This is a genomic window from Mesonia maritima, from assembly GCF_042433895.1.
Taxonomy (GTDB): domain Bacteria; phylum Bacteroidota; class Bacteroidia; order Flavobacteriales; family Flavobacteriaceae; genus Mesonia; species Mesonia maritima.
The window spans coordinates 153,208-171,248 of record NZ_JBHLUA010000004.1 but is presented as its reverse complement, the minus strand read 5'-3'; the positions used below and the strand labels follow the sequence as shown (position 1 = coordinate 171,248).

The window sequence follows — 18,041 nt, the reverse complement described above, 5'->3', positions numbered from 1 at the left end:
TGATCTTACATTTTTGTTGATGAAAATTTTAAATTCATTTCCTATGTAAAACTCACAAAACTTTCTGCATCGTTTCCGCTTTTTTTACGGTTTCTTCCCATTCTGCGGTTGGGTTAGAACTTGCGGTAATTCCGCCGCCAACGTAAACGATTACTTTTTTCTCTAACACTTGCATACAGCGTAAATTCACATATAAATTAGTTTGATTTTGAACTAAATTATACGCTGAATTTTCTACGTTTTTGCGTCGCGGATTTCGTGTTTTTTCAACTTTTCTATTCAATTCGCCTAAATAACCGGTATAAAAACTCCGATCGTAATTTTCTTCGGCTTTTATAAAGTTTTTTGCTTCTTCTTTTGGCAAACCGCAAACCGCCGGTGTTGGATGTAATTTCTGAACTATTTCTCCTAAAAATTCTTGCTGAAAAATTCCGCTAATCGGTGTTTTTAAATGCAACACATTCCCTGCTTGATGTGTTTGCGTTTCGCCGATTATTAATTTTTCAATTCCATTAACCGATTCTAAATCTGCTTGAATAGATTCGGTTACCAACGCTTGTTCTTCTTTCTCTTTCGCGCCCCATTCAACATCTAAATTTCCTTCAAAAGCTTTTGTTCCGGCCAACGCCATGGTTTTAAAACTATTTTGTTCCGTTTTTAATAAAGTTTCGGGCGTTGCGCCCAACCACAAACCAACGCTAGGATGATACCATACATACACAAAAGCTGTCGGATATTTTTTCAATAAACGCTTAAAATAATTGATTGAATTGGTTGCGGTTATAATTTGTTCAGCTCTGGAAAGTACTACTTTTTTTAATGTTGAAGTTTTTATCTTCTGAATTCCTTTACTGACTAATTTTTCATGGAAAGTTTTTTCCTGTAAAGTAGATTGAAATGATTTTGTTTCGGTGTTTTCTTCCACTTCAATTGCTGAACTTGCAGTTGAAATTATTTCCGCGGAAGCGCTATCGAAAAACACTGTTTTTTTTGAAGAATCGAACGGGGCGAAAATAAATCCTTTTTGCGTGAAGTCTTCTAAAAATTCTAAAGTTGAATTTTCTTGTAATTGCGCTAAAACTTCAGTTTCATTAGGATGGCGATATGCAACAAACGGAAGCTTTTCTTGAAGCTGAGCTTGTATTTTTTCGAAAAAATCTAAACTGTTCATCTATTTATTTTTAGGAAGTGCGATAGTGGTTAATTTTACGGCAGAAATTAAATTCTCGTCGATATCACGAATTTTAATATCCCAAACTTGGGTGGTTTTTCCTTTATGCAAAAATTCCGCTTTGGCAAAAACTTCTCCGCTAGCAATACTTTTTACGTGGTTGGCAGAAATTTCAATTCCACGGATGTAAAAATGTTCGCCGTCTAAAAAAATAAAACTTGCCGCGCTTCCCACGCTTTCGGCTAACGCAACCATCGCGCCGCCGTGCAAAACACCATCGGGTTGATGAACTTTTGGTGTTACCGGCATTTTTGCGATTAAAAAATCATCGCCTACATCTATAAATTCAATTTCGAGCGTTTCCATCATGGTGTTTTTACACATGTTAGCACAACCCGCTAAAATTTCTTCTTTTGTATATTTCATAACAATTTATTTCCTTTTTTAGCCACAAGATTTTACCTTCGTCGGCGATTGTAAAAATACAAAAACCGAACTATATGGCTTCCGTAGAAAAGCAAGTTTCTTACACAACCACAAATTCTTATTCTACCAGAAATGAGCTCACCGAAAACACCAAAAATGTTTGGATTTGTTGCCACGGATTGGGTTATTTAAGTCGGTATTTTATTCATTATTTTGCCCAACTCGATAAAGAAGAAAATTACATAATTGCTCCGCAAGCACCAGCAAAATATTACCAAAAATCAGATTTTAAGCACGTTGGTGCAAGTTGGTTAACAAAAGAAGATACCCAGCAGGAAACCAAAAATGTACTGAATTATTTAGATGCGGTTTTAGCTGCGGAAAAAATTGGTGACGATAAACGCATTATTTTGTTAGGCTATTCACAAGGCGTTTCTGTTGCAATGCGTTGGATGGCTTCTAGAAAATTAAATATTAATACGTTAGTCATTCATTCCGGTGGAATTCCGAAAGAATTAGTGGCTGAAGATTTTTCGTTTGTTGAAAAAACACAGGTGAAATTAATCTACGGAACGAATGATGAATACCTCAACGAAGAACGAATTAAAAAAGAAACTTCTAGAGCTGAAGAATTATTCGGAAAAGAACGTCTTGAAATTATTCCGTTTGAAGGAAAACACGAAGTAAGCCGAGAATTGATAAAGAAAATAGCAGTTAGCGAAAATAAATTTTGAATTATGGATTTTTAATTTTGAATTAAAAAGTAGGTTTTAAAAGATTAGTAAAATGGACTGGAAAGGTTAAAATTTTACTGTAAATATGTTTTAAATTATTAGATCGTGTAATTCTCAAATTAGAACATTTTCAAATTATCAAGTTTTCAAATTATCTTTTCTTCGCTTCTTCCCAAAAAACATCCATTTCCTCAAGCGTCATATCTTTTAAGGCTTTCTGTTTTTCGGCAGATTTTTGTTCTAAATATTGAAAACGTGAAATGAATTTTTTATTCGTTCGTTCCAAAGCATTTTCTGGGTTTACGCCTAAAAAACGCGCGTAATTTATCATAGAAAAAAGTACATCGCCAAATTCGGCTTCTATTTTTTCTTGGTTTTGTTGGTTTATTTCTTGTTGTAATTCGTCTAATTCTTCTTTTACTTTTTCAAAAACTTGGTGTGGTTCTTCCCAATCGAAACCAACACCGGCAACTTTATCTTGAATTCTACTGGCTTTCACCAAAGCTGGTAACGAACGCGGAACGCCTTCTAATACGCTTTTTTTGCCTTCTTTCAACTTTAAATTTTCCCAATTCTTTTTGACTTCTTCTTCATTTTCAACTTTTACATCGCCGTAAATATGCGGATGACGGTCGATAAGTTTATCGCAAATGGAATTGGCTACATCTGCAATATCGAAGGCTTTTTTTTCACTTCCTATTTTTGAATAAAAAACAATGTGTAATAACACATCGCCCAATTCTTTTTTTATTTCTTCTAAATCGTTGTCGAGAATTGCATCGCCGAGTTCGTAAGTTTCTTCGATGGTTAAATGCCGGAGCGTTTCCATGGTTTGCTTACGATCCCAGGGACATTTTTCGCGGAGTTCATCCATTGTGGTGAGTAATCTATCGAAGGCTTTTAATTGTTCTTGACGCGAATTCATAAGTGTTTTTTTGATGATTAAAAATACGTTTTCTGAAGAATATATTTTAGCGTTTTTGTTAAAATAGTAGAATGAGATGCTGAAAAAAATTCAGCATGACTATATATTTTATCTGAATAAAAGTTTTCCGCGTTAGGGATTGAGCGCGTGTTTGAGCTCTTTTAAAATTTTGCTACAGCAAGATTTTAAAAAGCGAGTAGCGAAAGCCCGACCCTTGTGGTAACGCACAAAAAAAGCCCTGTAAATTACAAGGCTCTTTTCTATAACTATTGAAAAATTTATTCTTCTTCTGAAGATTTTTCTTCTTTCACTTCGGTTTTAGCTTCTTCTTTTGGCGCTGAAAAATCTGTTTTTCCGGCTTTTGCTAAAATATTATACCATTGAAATACTTTTTTGATATCGCTTGTGTAAACGCGATCTTCATCGTATTCTGGTAATACTTCTGAAAAATATTCTTCTAACTTTTCTTTAGATTCTTTATGGCTAATGGCTTCTTTTCCATTTTCTTTTTCCGAAATATTTTGAAAAACTTCTCGTAATGGAACTTCTTCGGTATACGTGTACATTGCAATTTCGCTTAACATGCTTACGTTATGACGTACATTGACAGAGATTTTTTTACCGTCTGCCAACGATTCTGCTACAAAACCGCCGCGGGTTTGCGCTTTTAATTCGTATAATCCCGGTTTTCCTGAAATTGCTAATATTTTTTCTAAACTCATGTTCTTACTTTTTTAGGGTCGCAAATATCTAATCTCTCTGAATATTTACAAAAATATTAACGTGCTTTTTTTAGTTTTGGAAATCGCATTCTGTAATCGATACGAATTTCGCCTTTGGAAATTTTTTGCAATTTACTTTTAATTAAGCGTTTTTTTAGGCTTGAAAGCTTGTCTGTAAATAGAATTCCTTCGATATGATCGTATTCATGTTGAATTACGCGAGCTGCGAGTCCGTCGTAAGTTTCTGTTTTTTTATTGAAGTTTTCATCGAAATATTCAATGGTAATTTCGGGTTTTCTAAAAACGTCTTCTCTTACTTCTGGAATACTTAAACAGCCTTCGTTAAAAGCCCATTCGTCACCGGTTTCTTCAAGAATTTGCGGATTAATAAACGCTTTTTTTAATGTTTTTAATTGTTCGCTTTCTTCATCGGTTAAGTCTTCATCTTCAGAAAAGGGAGAAGCATCGACTAAAAACAAACGAATAGATTTCCCAATTTGCGGAGCTGCCAAACCAACGCCGTGCGCGTTGTACATAGTTTCCCACATATTGTCGATTAATTCTTGAAGTTGTGGATAATCTTCTGGAATATCTTTTGCTTTCTTTTTTAAAACTGGATCGCCATAGGCTACTATAGGTAAAATCATTTTAATTTTTAAGTTTTAAGGTTTACTGAATAATTTATATTAAGTAAAAGTTTTAATTGAATTTAACTTGAAACAGTTTTCTGAGCTGTTTTACGTGACGCTATAAAAATTGATGTAAGTTCTTTGGCTTCGTTTAAAATTTCATCATCACTATTTATTAAAAAATTTTCATTTTTCGCGAATTCTATCCAAAAAATAGATTCATCTGCTTCTTCTATTACTATACTTAATTTTGAAATAAAACCTTTCTTCGTTTGTGCTAGCGAAGCAGCTCTATAATTTGCAGCAACAGATGTTGAGCATCTTATAAGCTGCTTTTTCATGTGAAAACCTAAATCATTTTTAGGTAGACTAAGTGATAATTTTACACATTTATGAGCAAATTTAGTAGATCTTATTTTTAAATCTTTTTTCAAATTGAGTTATTCATTAATCATTAAACCTTTTTCATTTATACAAATAAGTTTGTAAAATAATAGTGGCGCTAATTTCATCTATTAAGGCTTTATTTCTTCTTTTTTTCTTTTTCAATCCGCTATCGATCATTGTTTGTACTGCCATTTTAGAAGTAAAACGTTCATCGACGCGTTCTATTTTTTGCTGCGGAAATTTTTCTATAAAATCTTTTAAAAATAATTTAATGGCTTCCTCACTTTGTGAAGGTGCTCCGTCACGTTGTTTAGGTTCACCAACGAGCACTAATTCTACGTTTTCTTCAGCAAAATATTTCTTTAAAAACACTAGCAATTCTGAAGTATTTACGGTAGTTAAACCAGAAGCAATTAGTTGCAATTCGTCGGTTACCGCAATCCCGGTACGTTTTGTTCCAAAATCTAATGCTAAAATTCTCGCCATTTATTATTTTTTGCAAAGGTAACACTTCTCTAACTATTGCTATAATATTTATACGGAAGCCTTATCTTTGACCAAAATTTTAGCCATGCAAGATTTAAAAAATACAATTTTAGAAGCTTGGGAAAACCGAGACTTATTAAAAGAAACACATATACAAAACAATATACGCGAAGTTATTCAGAAAATAGATTCGGGTGAATTACGTTGTGCAGAACCTACAGAAACTGGTTGGCAAGTAAATGAATGGGTAAAAAAAGCAGTAGTTTTATATTTCCCAATTCAAAAAATGGAAACCTTAGAAGCCGGGATTTTTGAATATCACGATAAAATGCCGTTGAAAAAAGGCTATAAAGAAAAAGGAATACGAGTTGTACCAAATGCTGTTGCGCGTCACGGAGCTTATATTTCAAGCGGTGTAATTATGATGCCAAGCTATGTAAATATTGGCGCTTATGTAGATGAAGGAACGATGGTCGATACTTGGGCAACCGTTGGAAGTTGTGCACAAATCGGAAAAAATGTGCATCTCTCTGGCGGTGTTGGAATTGGAGGTGTTTTAGAACCTCTACAAGCAGCTCCTGTAATTATTGAAGATAATGCTTTTTTAGGCTCCAGAAGTATCGTAGTTGAAGGTGTTCGCGTAGAAAAAGAAGCTGTCTTAGGCGCAAATGTAGTATTAACCGCTTCCACTAAAATTATTGATGTTACCGGAGATGAACCCAAAGAAATGAAAGGAATTGTTCCTGCACGTTCTGTGGTTATTCCGGGAAGTTATACCAAAAAATTTCCAGCTGGAGAATTTAACGTTCCTTGTGCGTTAATTATCGGAAAACGGAAAGAAAGTACTGATAAGAAAACTTCACTAAACGATGCATTAAGAACTTATGATGTAGCGGTTTAAGATGAAAATACTTGTAATTCAGCAGAAAATGATTGGCGACGTGCTTACGTCTTCTATATTGTGTGAAGCGATAAAGAAAAAATATCCTTCTGCTGAATTGCACTATCTTATTAATAAACATACTGTTCCGGTTGTAGAACATAATCCGTTTATTGATAAACTGATCATTTTTACACCGGAAACTGAAAATTCTTATGTAAAGTTTTTCAAATTCCTTCAGCAGATAAAAGCTGAAAAATATAATACAGTTATCGATGTTTACGGAAAAATTAGTAGCGCATTAATTACCGCTTTTTCCGGAGCGAAAATTAAAATTGGTTACGAAAAAAAGAAATATGCAGGTTTTTTATACACGCATAAATATGCAATTCAACTTGTACGAAATAAAGCTGTTGGATTGGCGTACGAAAATAGATTCAATTTATTAAAAGCGATTATTCCAGAGGAAGAGATTGATTTTTCAATTCAACCAAAAATCTATATTTCTGCTTTAGAAAAAGAACAAATCCTAAAAATCGCTTCCAACGAAAATATCGATTTAAAAAACCAATCGTTTATAATGGTAAATGTGTTGGGAAGCGAAAATTCAAAAACATATCCCTTAAAATATATGGCGGTGTTACTAGATAAAGTTGCCGAAAACTTTCCTGAGCTTCGCTTTTTATTCAACTATATTCCAAGTCAAGAAAAAGAAGTTAATGAGCTTTTATCGTATTGTAACCCAACTACAAAACAGCAAATCTCTCCTTTTTATGCGCCGAGTTTGCGAGAATTTATTGTGCTGACTTCGTTCTGCAAAATGGTAATTGGTAACGAAGGCGGAGCAATTAATATGGGAAAAGCCTTAAATTTACCAACTTTCGCAATTTTTTCGCCGTGGATTCGAAAAGAAACTTGGGGAACTTCCGCTAAAGATTCAGTAAATAAAACGGTTCATTTAAAAGATTTTGAACCGGAACTTTTTAAAGCGTACGACCCAAAAATATTTAAACAAAACTCCTTAAAACTTTACCAAGCTTTTAAACCGAATTTCATTATTCCGAGGTTAATAAAATTTGTTGAAGTGAATAAAAACTAACGCATGCGATTAAAAAAAATTCTTTACGGAATTGTAAAAAAAATGAAATTTCTTCCACCGGAAATTTACATGAAGTATTACTATGAATATTATACCGGAAGAAAGCTCGATCTTGAAAACCCAACCGAATTCAACGAAAAAATTCAGTGGTTAAAAGTCTATTATCATCCCCCGATTTTAACCCTATTAGTAGATAAATACAACGTAAGAAATTATGTTGATGAAAAAATAGGAAGCGATTATTTAAATGAATTATTAGCCGTTTACGATAACGCTTCTGAAGTAAATTTTGATACCCTTCCCGAAAAATTTGTGATTAAAGGCGTTCACGGTTTTCATTTCAACTTAATTGTAAAAAACAAAAAAGACCTTAACCGCAAAAAAGCGAAATGGCTTTTGCATAAATGGATGCGAAAAAACCAATATTATCGCGGTGGTTTAGAATGGGCGTATAAAAATGTTCCGCCAAAATTGATTGCTGAAAAATATCTTGAGGAAATGGGAAAAGAAGTTATAAACGACTACAAATTTTTCTGTTTCAATGGCGAACCAAAATTTGTTCAAATAGATATAGAAAGAGGAATTAACGATCAACGTGCTTTTTACGATCTTGACTGGAATAAACAAGAATTTTATAATAAAGAAAATACGGTTTACGAAGGCGAAATTCAACAACCTGAAAATTTCGCTAAAATGATTACTGTAGCGAGAAAATTAGCCGATAAATTTCCATTTGTACGGGTAGATCTTTATAATATCAATGGAAAAATTTTATTTGGAGAAATGACTTTTTACCCTTCTGACGGAAGAAAATTATTTTACCCAGAAAAGTATGATAAAATTTTAGGAGATTATATAGAGTTACCCAAACTTCCAAACGGAAAAAAGGAAATCACTTCTCTTTAAGCTCTTTTTTATCTACCCCAAATTTAGTCCACGTTCGGTTTTCATTTTTTGTTTCAGCGCGAATAGCTAAATTTTTATCGATCGATTCTTGTGTTTTATAACCTCGCGGATGATCAAGATGAATACAAATCGCAGAATAACGAATTTGTTTAGATTTAATTCCGCTATTAATTAACCGTTCCCCTAATTCTCTATCTTGCCCGCCATATTGCATTCGTTCATCAAAACCGTTAATCGCTAAAATATCTTTTTTCCAACCGCTAGCATTATGACCATTCCAACTGGCATTTGTAGGTGTAATTTTATTCAATATTTTTTGAAGAACACCTTTAGAACTTAATTTTCGATTTTTAAAAGAAGTATTTAAACCCTTTTCGCGTAACCATTCTAAATCGAAACATTCTTGTGAAAAAATAGTTTCTTTAGAGATAGATTTTGATATTTCTAGCGGAAGCATAAAGTAACCACCTGATAAAAAATATCCTTTTTCACGATGTTTAATATGAGTTGAAATAAAATCGTTTCGTGGAATGCAATCGCCATCGCTCATTAACACATAATCTGCCTTGCAAGCGAGTAAAGCTTTATTTAAAATGCGTGATTTTTGAAAACCATCGTCTTGTTGCCAAATATGTTGAATAGGAAAAGAGACTTGTTGAGCCATTTTTTCAATTAAATCGAAGGTGGGTTTTTTCGAACCATCATCAGCAATTACCAATTCAAAATCTGTAAAATTTTGACACGCATAACCCCAAAGAACTTTTTCTAACCATTCTTCAGAATTATATGTACTAATTATTACTGAAACTTTAATAATGTTCTCCAATTTTATTTTTCAACTCAGTCTACTACAAACAAAAATAACTATTTTTTACCTTTAGCTTTTATTAAATTTAAAAAAAACTTAATATTGCCTCGCAACCTTTTAAAAAAAATCACATCTTTGTGATGATAGATGATTTATCGGTTTCAAACTTATTAGAATAATTTAACTTTGTCAAATAAATAAAAGTTTTTTAACAACGCTTTCAAACTAACCAAGTTGGAAAAAATCACAGCTTTAATACCTACAGGAAACGAAATTCACAATATCGAAGAGGTAATTGCTTCGGTTAGCTTTGCTGATGAAGTTTTAGTGGTGGATAGTTTTAGTAACGACGGTACTTTTGAAAAAGCGTCGAAGCTTGCCGATAAAGTGATTAGAAGAGAATATGAGTATTCTGCTTCCCAAAAAAACTGGGCAATTCCACAGGCTAAAAACGAATGGATTTTACTGGTTGATGCAGATGAAAGAGTTACTCCCGAATTAAAAGAAGAAATTTTAGCGGTTTTAAAAAACCCTCCTAAAGATGGGACGGTTGCCTATTGGATTGGTAGAAAAAACCATTTCATGGGAAAACACGTAAAACATAGCGGATGGAAAAATGACAAAGTGATCCGTTTGTTTAAAAAAAGTAAATGTTCTTACGAAAATAAACGCGTTCACGCTGAAATAATTGCAAACGGAAAAGTAAAAAAGTTAAAAAATAAATTTTACCATAATACCTATATTACACTTGACCGTTTTTTAGAAAAAATGAATCGTTATGCGTGGTGGCAAGCCAAAGATTACGATAAAAAAATAGGGAAATTAACGCCTTACCATTTTGTAATAAAACCAATGTGGAGTTTTTTTAAGCATTACATCATTCAAGGTGGTTTTCGTGATGGCGTTGTAGGTCTAACGATAGCTTATATTCAAGGTTACACTGTTTTTATGCGCTATGCAAAAGTGTGGCTTATTAGAAAAGGACGTAAGTAATAAGTTTTTTCTAAAAAATACTTGGCAATTTTGCAACCGCAAAAATTAGCATTATAAATAAAACTAGTGCTATTGCTGGAAATAAAATATTTATAATTGCTCTGAAAGTCCCAAATTTTTGAGTAAACTTCACTCCTATTATAAATATTATCAATGACCAAATTTGTAAGCTAAAGTAAATAGCCATAAAAATATAATAGAAAATTTCGTAAGCTAAATTATCGCTCGATAAAGAACTGGAAAAAATATCCTTTCCAAATACTAAAATGGCAGGTATCAATAATAGTAAACCAAGAATTGAAGGAATAAGCGCCCAGCCAATTACGGTTCTAAATTTTTTTCCACTAGCTTTTCCGCCTAACCATTCTCCGGCAAAACTCAATATTGCTGCGTAAATATAGAAAGCTATCCAGCCTAATAATCCCCCAAATAAAATACTTCCAAATAAAATTCCACCTAATGAAGTGTCATCTCCTGCATTATCTTGAACTTTATCATTAAAAGCTCTAACAATTCCGCCGAGAATTAGCAAAATTGTAGTGGTTTCATACATTTTATTTTCAAAAATGTAACGAAAAGCGCTGGAAGGATGAAATAATAGATTATAAAACAAGGTTTTTGACATTCCCTTTGTTTCTGCTTCTCTTATTTTCTCTAGATTATTCATAAACTATGTTCTATATTAAATTTAGAAAAAGTATTAAGCCTTCCAAAATTTAAGTTTTTTCTTCATTCTTCTTTTTCGTCGGAATTTCTCCTGAAATTGTTGCGTTTCCATCCACATCATTTCAAATATTTTGTCAGCATCTTCATTTATGCATTTCGCATACTCATCGCTCATCGTTTCTATCATAGATTTATGAACGGTTAAACGTGCGAAGTTTTTTATACGTTCTTCTAAAGAAAGATGTTTAAATTCCATTCGGTTTAAATCGACTAAATAAAACTTATAATTTCCGTTATTTAATTGAATAAGTGTATTTCCCGGCGAATGATCTAAAAATAAAACCCTATTTTCATGAAGCTGAAAAGTAAAACGTGTAAAAGCTCGCAAAATCTGCTCGTGATTCGGGTAATTTAAATCGCGTGTAAGTTCGCGATAAGTTAAATCTGCGGCTAAATGTTCACTCACATAATAGCTATCTTTAAATAAAAATGCGGTGGAATTTTCAAAATAAGCGATAGGTTCTGGCGTTCCTATATTTATTTTTTTAAGGTGTAGCGCATATTCAAAAGAACGTTGCGCTTTACTTTTTCTGAAAAACCGATAAGCGATCTGATTAATTATATTCGGAATTTTAAACGATTTTATGTTTATTGTGCTTCCATTCAACGGAAATAATTTTATAGTATTTCTACCAATTTTTCCGAAAACTTTTCCTTTTTTATCAAAATTTTCAATAAAACCTGAAATGGCTTCTTCCTGCTGAAAAAATTCTTTACTGAAACGTTTATACATATCGCAAAAATACAATTTTCAACTTTTATCAACTTTAAAATAAAAAGGTATTCTTAATTTTTTACCTATTTTGCAAGCCAAACAATTTTTCTATAATGAGATTACTTCAAATAACTGCTTCTAAGGTTTGGCGCGGCCACGAGCAAAAAATAATTTATCTATATGAAGCTTTTAAAGAATATGGCTATGTAGAAGATCAATGGATTATTTGCCCAAAAAACTCTGAAGTTTATGAAGTAGCCACTCAAAAAAATATGCAAGTAATCGGTTTAGATATCGACTCTGAATACGATTTTAAATTTGCCAAACAACTAAAGAAAATAGCGAAAGATAAAAATGCAGATGTAATTTTTATCCATAATAGTAAATCGCATACGCTTGCGGTTTTATCTTCCTTTTTTTTCGGTTTAAAAGTTCCTTTGGTGCTTTGCAGAACGCTTATTAAAAGAGTTGACACTAATTTTTTCAGAAAATGGAAGTACAATTATAAAGCCATAAAAAAAATAATTTGCGTTTCTTATCCGGTGGTAAATGTTTTAAAACACGCGGTAAAAGATCATAAAAAACTTACCGTTGTAGGAAGCGTAACCGATGTAAATAAATTTAAAAAACAACAACCTACAGGTAAACTTCACGAAGAATTAAATATTCCTAAAGATTATCAACTTATCGGGAATATTGCCGAATTCACCGGTTTTAAAGATCACCGAACTTGGGTAAATACGGTAGAAATTTTAGTAAAAGAACATCAGCTTAAAGCAAAATTCATCTTAGTCGGAAAAGGTAAACTTGAAGAAGAAATAAAAACAATGGTTGCCGAAAAAGGACTAGAAAATGATATTTACTTTTTAGGCTTCAGAAGAGATGTTCCAGAAATTTTACCAGAATTCAATTTATTTTTATTTACTTCAAATAACGAGCCTACTGGTGGTGTTTTATTAGAATCTTACGCTTGTAAAGTCCCAATTGTCGCCGCAAATGCCGGCGGAATTCCCGAAGTAATCGTAAATAATGAGACGGGATTATTAGCTGAAGTGGGCAACCCAAAAGATTTTGCCGATAAAGTAATTCAGTTGCTTAACGACAAACCGCTTCAAGAAAAATTTAAGGAAAAAGGCTATGAATATTTAGTGAATAATTTCACGAAAGAAGTGATTTCTAAAAAAATGTACGAGGAATTAAAAGAAGTTGCAGAAAAATATAACCGATGAGAATTTTATTTTTTACAAATGAATACGCGCATCCGCAACTTCCAGCTGCGGGCGGAGTCGGTACGTTTTTTAAAACCGTCGCTAAAGATTTAGCTTCAAATGGGCATCAAATTTTTATTTACGGCTTTTCAAAAAAAAATTATTTCATTGAAGAGCAAAATATTCAAATTACTTATTTTAAACAATATTCTAAGAAATTTCCTTTAGCTGAATTATTTCGTTCACTTTCCTCTAAAACCGGAAATGAAAAAGCTGAAAAATTTTGGTTGATGAAAGAACGAAAATACCTCGCCAAGAAACTGAAGAATTTTTCAAAAAAAAATGATATCGATATTATTCAAACCTTCACTTTTAATGGATTTTCTGCCTATTGGGATAATTCAATTCCGCTGGTTTTACGTTTTCATGGTTCACGCGGATTTTGGGTAAAATATTTAAATCATCACGGAAGCGATTTAAAAATTGAAATGGAAAAAAAAGCCTTACAAGCAACTCCGTTTACGGTCGCGAATTCAAATTTTTCGGCTGATTTTATCGAGGATTTTTACAATGTGAAAGTGAAAAAAATTATTAGAAACGGAATTGACACGAATCTTTTTAAACCCGATCGTTCTGCTGAAATTATTCCGCAATCTATTTTTTACTTCGGAACTTTATCTGACGCAAAAGGAGTTGACCGATTGGCCGCTATTTTTAATAAAATTATTGAAGAATTTCCAAACGCAACCTTACATATTATCGGTAAAAATAAATCGTATTTTCAGAAATTAGTAGCGAATAATTTCAGTGAAAAGGCGGCAAAAAATATTCAGTATTACGGTCACGTTTCCTTAGAAAATTTACCCAAAAAAGTATCGCAAGCGGCCTTGGTAATCGTTCCTTCAAAAGGAGAAACTTTCGGTTTTACAATTGTTGAAGCAATGGCGTTAGAAAAAGTAACCTTGGTTTCAACTATTCCTGTGGCGCAAGAAATAATTATTCAGCAAAAAAACGGAATAATCGCCGATACGAATGACGATTTTGTAAAGCAAATAAGCGAGGTGTTTAAAAATCCTGAAAATTATAAAGCGATGGAAAAAGCAGCTCGCCAACACGTGCTGGAAAATTTTTCGCAAGAACGCATGGTAAACGAAACATTTGCGTATTATCAAGAAATTTTAAATCGATAAACAATGCGAGAAAAACCGACCGTATTTCTTGATTTTCATTACCTAAAAAATCTTAACAAAGGGTTTGGGCAATATTGCTATAATTTGGGTAAAAATTTTTCAAAACTTCCTACTTCAAATTTAAAGCTTACGTATTATTTGCCGTTAAAATTTATCAATAAATTCGGAAAAAACGCGCGTTACCGTTTCGCTTTTGATTTTCATCGCTATTTCAATTTTAATAAACAATATGATGTTTGGCACAGCACCACGCATTTAAGCCGTGTTGAACCTTCAGAAAAAAATAATTCAAAAATAATTTACACGATTCACGATGCTATTTTTTCAATTTTCGATCGTGATAATGAAGCTACGCGAAAGCATTACAAACAACTTCAAGAAAAAATAAATAAAGCGAGCGCGTTGGTTTATATTTCAGAATTTACAAAAAATAATGTTCAGAAAAAATTTGAAATTCCGCCGCATATTTTAGAATATGTAATCTATAATGGAAATCCGCTTGAAGATCAGCAACCTATCATTAGCGAAAAATATGGATTTAATTATTTACTTTCTGTGGGTGAATTTCGCGGCTATAAAAATCAGAAAACGCTCATCCCGATGCTTTCTTTTTTACCACAAGATTTAAAATTAATTTTTGTGGGAAGATGTTCTGAAAAGAAGAAAGAAGAAATTTTAAAATTAGCTGAAAAACATACAGTAAAAGATAGAATTATTATTAAAGGAACAGTTTCAGAAAAAGAAAAAATTGAACTTTACAGCAATGCCAAGGCTTTAGTTCATCCATCTTTAGCTGAAGGTTTTGGGCTTCCTGTAGTTGAAGCCATGACTTTTGGAACGCCGGTAATAATTTCTAATAAAACTTCTTTACCAGAAGTTGGCGGAAAAGCTGCGCAATATTTTGAGAATTATGAACCTGAAAATATGGCTAACGTGGTTAAAAATACGCTTAAAGATTTTCAATTAAATCCAGAAAATTATAAAAAATCGCTACAAAATCAAGCTCAAAAATTTTCTTGGAAAAATACTGCAAAACAATACCTTACAGTTTATCAAGAGGTTGCAAATCTCAAATAAATTATTCATTCGATTTCCCTAAGAGAATTTTATGTCTATAAAAAAAGTATATAAATCTGCTAAAGCTTCTGCAATTAAACGGCAAACTATTTATAAAATTTTAAATCAACCGCAAGAAAACCGGGAGATTATAAATATCCATAATGTCGGTCCGTATAATGTTGGCGATAAATATTGCGCGCCATATCATTATTTCGATGAAATAAATAGCGAACCGCTACATATTCTTAATTACAAACATCAAAATTCAGAAATTAGAAATAATTTTATTGAAAAAGTGGTGAATAATAAACTCATTATTGGCGGTGGTGGTTTGTTAAATAGAAATGGTTTTGCCAAACAAATGCATTTATTTGAAAAACTCGCTGCAAAGCATCCCGAAAAGAAAATCGTTTTGTGGGGCGTTGGTCATAATTCTAAAGAAAAAACGCTTTACGGAAATCTTGAAAAATATAATGTTTCAGTAAATAAGTTTAACATCGCCGGAACGAGAGATTATTCTAGGTCTGGCGAATACGTTCCTTGTGTGAGTTGTTTACATCCTATTTTTAATGAAAATTTTAAAGTTACACAAGAGATAGGAATTGCATTTCATCGTCATACCGCTCAGAAAAAAGAAGTTGTTTCACAATTTAAAAATTACCCCAAAACTTCTAACAATAGTGATTTAAGAAGTTTAATTGAATTTATAGGAAGTTCAGAAAAACTAATTACCGATAGTTATCACGTAATGTATTGGAGTATGCTCCTCGAAAAAAAAGTTGTGGTTGTCCCAAATTCTACAAAATTCTACGATTTTAAATATAAACCTGTGTTTTCAACTTTTACTTCTGCTATTGAAGATTGCAAAAAAGCTGAAAATTATTCCGGTGTTTTAGCCGAATGTAGAGAAATAAACCTGAATTTTGCAGCGAAAGTATTTGACTATTTAAATTCTTAACATGAAAGACGAAATAAATAACGCCTTAACCACTCTAAAAAAAGGCGGACTCATACTCTACCCGACCGATACCGTGTGGGGAATTGGCTGTGATGCGACAAACGCAGATGCGATCGATAAAATTTTCGCTTTAAAAAAACGCGCCGAAAGTAAATCGATGATTTGCCTAGTTTCTGACTTTAAAATGTTAAATCAATATATCGAAGAAATTCCTGAAGTTGCTTACGATATTTTAAAATACGCTGCAAAACCAACCACAATAATCTACGACAACCCAATTCGCGTAGCCGAAAATTTAATCGCCGAAGACGATACATTAGCTATTCGTGTGACTAAAGATAAATTTTGTAATCAATTACTGCGGAAGTTTAAAAAACCTATTGTTTCAACCTCAGCAAACATTAGCGGAAAACCAACACCACAATCTTTTCAGCAAATCTCGCCCGAAATTTTAAAAGGAGTAGACTATGTTGTAAATTTGCAGCCGTCAAAAAAAAGCGCGAAACCTTCAACAATCATCAAATTAGGTTTAGACGGAAAAGTGCAAATTATCAGAAAATAAAATGCCCGAAGTAAAAACGTATAAAGAAGCCCTCTCGCATAAAATTTTTAAATACATTAGTCAAGCAGCCGATAATTTAGGACTTGAAACCTACGCTATTGGCGGGTTTGTACGCGATTTTTTCTTACAACGCGGAACCGCTAAAGATATCGATATTGTAGCCGTTGGTAGCGGAATTGAACTTGCTAAAGAAGTTTCTAAACTCTTGCCACATCAGCCCAAAGTACAAATTTTTAAAACGTATGGAACAGCAATGTTACGTGCTTTTGATGCTGAAATTGAATTTGTTGGGGCACGTAAAGAATCGTATTCCGAAGAAAGTAGAAATCCCGATGTAGAACGCGGAAGTTTAGAAGATGATCAAAATAGACGTGATTTTACCATAAATGCGTTAGCGCTTCAACTAAATAAAGAAAATTTCGGAAAATTACTCGATCCGTTTAATGGCTTAGAACATCTGCAACAGCAACTTATTAAAACGCCGCTGGATCCAGATGTAACCTATTCCGATGATCCGTTGCGAATGATGCGCGCTATAAGATTTGCAACACAATTAGGATTTAAAATCGAAGAAAATTCGCTGCAAGCGATTACCGAAAATCATAAACGTATAAAAATTATTTCCAGAGAACGCATTGTTGAAGAACTTCATAAAATTCTTTTAGCTGAAAAACCTTCGGTAGGCTTTGCTTTACTTCGGAAAACAAAATTATTGCCTTTAATTTTACCTGAACTTTCAGCTTTACAAGGCATTGATGAAAAAGAAGGACAACGACACAAAGATAATTTTTGGCACACCTTAGAAGTTGTCGATAATATTTCAGAAAACACAGATAATTTATGGCTTCGTTGGGCAGCGCTACTTCACGATATCGGAAAAGCGCCTACCAAACGATTCGATAAAAAAATCGGGTGGACGTTTCACGGTCACGAATTTGTGGGAGCAAAAATGGTTTTTAAATTATTTAAACGTTTAAAAATGCCGCTGAATGATAAAATGAAATTCGTTCAGAAAATGGTATTAATGAGTTCGCGCCCCATTGTAATTGCTGAAGAATTCGTAACAGATTCCGCAGTGAGACGTTTAATTTTTGATGCTGGCGATGCTATTGAAGATCTAATGACGCTTTGTGAAGCAGACATTACCACCAAAAACCCAAAACGCTATAAAAAGTATCATAATAATTTTAAAGTTGTTCGGCAAAAATTAAAAGAAGTTGAAGAACGCGATCATATTCGGAATTTTCAACCGCCAGTTTCTGGTGAGGAAATTATGGAAACCTTCAATATAAAACCATCTCGAGAAATCGGAATTATTAAAAATGCGATTAAAGAAGCGATTTTAGAAGGTGAAATCCCGAATGAATATGAAGCTGCACAAAAATTTATGCTGAAAAAAGGAAAAAAACTCGGGCTTACAGCTCAAAGCTAGCAGTAAACTTTACTTTATTCTTAAA

General features: G+C 32.9%; 21 protein-coding genes. 11 read left to right on the top strand and 10 right to left on the bottom strand.

The window, feature by feature from the left end:
• Positions 1-52: 52 nt before the first annotated feature.
• Together ACFFGL_RS03080 and ACFFGL_RS03075 are read right to left on the bottom strand one after the other, a co-directional pair.
• Positions 53-1,171, bottom strand: a complete 1,119-nt coding sequence (locus ACFFGL_RS03080; protein WP_309728799.1) for a chorismate-binding protein — start codon at positions 1,169-1,171, stop codon at positions 53-55.
• On the bottom strand, positions 1,172-1,597 hold the full coding sequence (locus ACFFGL_RS03075; protein WP_309728800.1) for a PaaI family thioesterase: 426 nt from the start codon (positions 1,595-1,597) through the stop codon (positions 1,172-1,174). It abuts the gene before it with no gap.
• A gap of 74 nt (positions 1,598-1,671) precedes the next feature.
• Between ACFFGL_RS03075 and ACFFGL_RS03070 the strand changes: the two genes are divergently transcribed.
• The gene (locus tag ACFFGL_RS03070) at positions 1,672-2,331 is read left to right on the top strand and encodes an alpha/beta hydrolase (protein WP_309728801.1); all 660 of its coding nucleotides are present in this window, start codon (positions 1,672-1,674) and stop codon (positions 2,329-2,331) included.
• A gap of 151 nt (positions 2,332-2,482) precedes the next feature.
• Here the strand turns inward: ACFFGL_RS03070 and mazG are convergent, their stop codons facing one another.
• From mazG to ruvX, 5 genes are all read right to left on the bottom strand, one after another.
• Positions 2,483-3,256: a nucleoside triphosphate pyrophosphohydrolase gene (mazG, locus tag ACFFGL_RS03065; RefSeq protein ID WP_309728803.1), complete on the bottom strand. Its 774-nt coding sequence runs from the start codon at positions 3,254-3,256 to the stop codon at positions 2,483-2,485.
• 278 nt (positions 3,257-3,534) lie between these two features.
• On the bottom strand, positions 3,535-3,978 hold the full coding sequence (locus ACFFGL_RS03060) for a DUF5606 family protein (protein WP_309728804.1): 444 nt from the start codon (positions 3,976-3,978) through the stop codon (positions 3,535-3,537).
• Positions 3,979-4,034: 56 nt separating this feature from the next.
• Positions 4,035-4,625 (bottom strand): peptide deformylase, encoded by a 591-nt coding sequence (gene def, locus ACFFGL_RS03055; protein ID WP_309728806.1) that lies wholly within the window; start codon positions 4,623-4,625, stop codon positions 4,035-4,037.
• 62 nt (positions 4,626-4,687) lie between these two features.
• Positions 4,688-5,041, bottom strand: a complete 354-nt coding sequence (locus ACFFGL_RS03050; protein ID WP_309728808.1) for a four helix bundle protein — start codon at positions 5,039-5,041, stop codon at positions 4,688-4,690.
• A 31-nt stretch (positions 5,042-5,072) separates the two neighbouring features.
• Positions 5,073-5,480: a Holliday junction resolvase RuvX gene (gene ruvX, locus ACFFGL_RS03045; RefSeq protein ID WP_309728810.1), complete on the bottom strand. Its 408-nt coding sequence runs from the start codon at positions 5,478-5,480 to the stop codon at positions 5,073-5,075.
• A gap of 85 nt (positions 5,481-5,565) precedes the next feature.
• On the opposite strand from ruvX, the gene ACFFGL_RS03040 reads away from it, so the two are divergent.
• The 3 genes from ACFFGL_RS03040 to ACFFGL_RS03030 are packed head-to-tail and all read left to right on the top strand — an operon-like array spanning position 5,566 to position 8,365.
• Positions 5,566-6,381, top strand: a complete 816-nt coding sequence (locus ACFFGL_RS03040; protein WP_309728812.1) for a 2,3,4,5-tetrahydropyridine-2,6-dicarboxylate N-succinyltransferase — start codon at positions 5,566-5,568, stop codon at positions 6,379-6,381.
• A gap of 1 nt (position 6,382) precedes the next feature.
• Positions 6,383-7,459 carry a glycosyltransferase family 9 protein gene (locus tag ACFFGL_RS03035; RefSeq protein ID WP_309728814.1) on the top strand — a complete coding sequence of 359 codons (1,077 nt, stop codon included), beginning with the start codon at positions 6,383-6,385 and terminating at the stop codon, positions 7,457-7,459.
• 3 nt (positions 7,460-7,462) lie between these two features.
• The gene (locus ACFFGL_RS03030) at positions 7,463-8,365 is read left to right on the top strand and encodes an ATP-grasp fold amidoligase family protein (protein WP_309728816.1); all 903 of its coding nucleotides are present in this window, start codon (positions 7,463-7,465) and stop codon (positions 8,363-8,365) included.
• On the opposite strand, the gene ACFFGL_RS03025 is transcribed toward ACFFGL_RS03030, so the two are convergent.
• Positions 8,352-9,191 carry a glycosyltransferase family 2 protein gene (locus ACFFGL_RS03025; protein WP_374708756.1) on the bottom strand — a complete coding sequence of 280 codons (840 nt, stop codon included), beginning with the start codon at positions 9,189-9,191 and terminating at the stop codon, positions 8,352-8,354. The two genes, ACFFGL_RS03030 and ACFFGL_RS03025, sit on opposite strands and share 14 nt — an antisense overlap.
• A 216-nt stretch (positions 9,192-9,407) precedes the next feature.
• On the opposite strand from ACFFGL_RS03025, the gene ACFFGL_RS03020 reads away from it, so the two are divergent.
• The gene (locus ACFFGL_RS03020) at positions 9,408-10,166 is read left to right on the top strand and encodes a glycosyltransferase family 2 protein (RefSeq protein WP_309728818.1); all 759 of its coding nucleotides are present in this window, start codon (positions 9,408-9,410) and stop codon (positions 10,164-10,166) included.
• Positions 10,167-10,176: 10 nt separating this feature from the next.
• Here the strand turns inward: ACFFGL_RS03020 and ACFFGL_RS03015 are convergent, their stop codons facing one another.
• Together ACFFGL_RS03015 and ACFFGL_RS03010 are read right to left on the bottom strand one after the other, a co-directional pair.
• Positions 10,177-10,833 carry a Yip1 family protein gene (locus ACFFGL_RS03015; RefSeq protein ID WP_309728820.1) on the bottom strand — a complete coding sequence of 219 codons (657 nt, stop codon included), beginning with the start codon at positions 10,831-10,833 and terminating at the stop codon, positions 10,177-10,179.
• Positions 10,834-10,866: 33 nt separating this feature from the next.
• Positions 10,867-11,625, bottom strand: coding sequence for a lipopolysaccharide kinase InaA family protein (locus ACFFGL_RS03010; protein ID WP_309728822.1), 759 nt, complete (start codon positions 11,623-11,625; stop codon positions 10,867-10,869).
• Between the two features lie 95 nt (positions 11,626-11,720).
• On the opposite strand from ACFFGL_RS03010, the gene ACFFGL_RS03005 reads away from it, so the two are divergent.
• Genes ACFFGL_RS03005 through ACFFGL_RS02980 form a run of 6 tightly spaced genes read left to right on the top strand, consistent with a single transcriptional unit; the run spans position 11,721 to position 18,016 of the window.
• Positions 11,721-12,836, top strand: a complete 1,116-nt coding sequence (locus ACFFGL_RS03005) for a glycosyltransferase family 4 protein (protein WP_309728824.1) — start codon at positions 11,721-11,723, stop codon at positions 12,834-12,836.
• The gene (locus ACFFGL_RS03000; protein WP_309728826.1) at positions 12,833-14,005 is read left to right on the top strand and encodes a glycosyltransferase family 4 protein; all 1,173 of its coding nucleotides are present in this window, start codon (positions 12,833-12,835) and stop codon (positions 14,003-14,005) included. The genes ACFFGL_RS03005 and ACFFGL_RS03000 overlap by 4 nt, the downstream gene beginning before the upstream one ends.
• A gap of 3 nt (positions 14,006-14,008) precedes the next feature.
• Positions 14,009-15,082, top strand: coding sequence for a glycosyltransferase family 4 protein (locus tag ACFFGL_RS02995; protein ID WP_309728827.1), 1,074 nt, complete (start codon positions 14,009-14,011; stop codon positions 15,080-15,082).
• A gap of 31 nt (positions 15,083-15,113) precedes the next feature.
• Positions 15,114-16,022: a polysaccharide pyruvyl transferase family protein gene (locus tag ACFFGL_RS02990; protein WP_309728830.1), complete on the top strand. Its 909-nt coding sequence runs from the start codon at positions 15,114-15,116 to the stop codon at positions 16,020-16,022.
• Between the two features lies 1 nt (position 16,023).
• The gene (locus ACFFGL_RS02985; RefSeq protein WP_309728832.1) at positions 16,024-16,584 is read left to right on the top strand and encodes an L-threonylcarbamoyladenylate synthase; all 561 of its coding nucleotides are present in this window, start codon (positions 16,024-16,026) and stop codon (positions 16,582-16,584) included.
• A gap of 1 nt (position 16,585) precedes the next feature.
• A complete protein-coding gene (locus ACFFGL_RS02980) occupies positions 16,586-18,016 on the top strand; it encodes a CCA tRNA nucleotidyltransferase (protein WP_309728834.1) in 1,431 nt (476 codons plus the stop codon).
• The last annotated feature ends 25 nt before the right edge of the window (positions 18,017-18,041 follow it).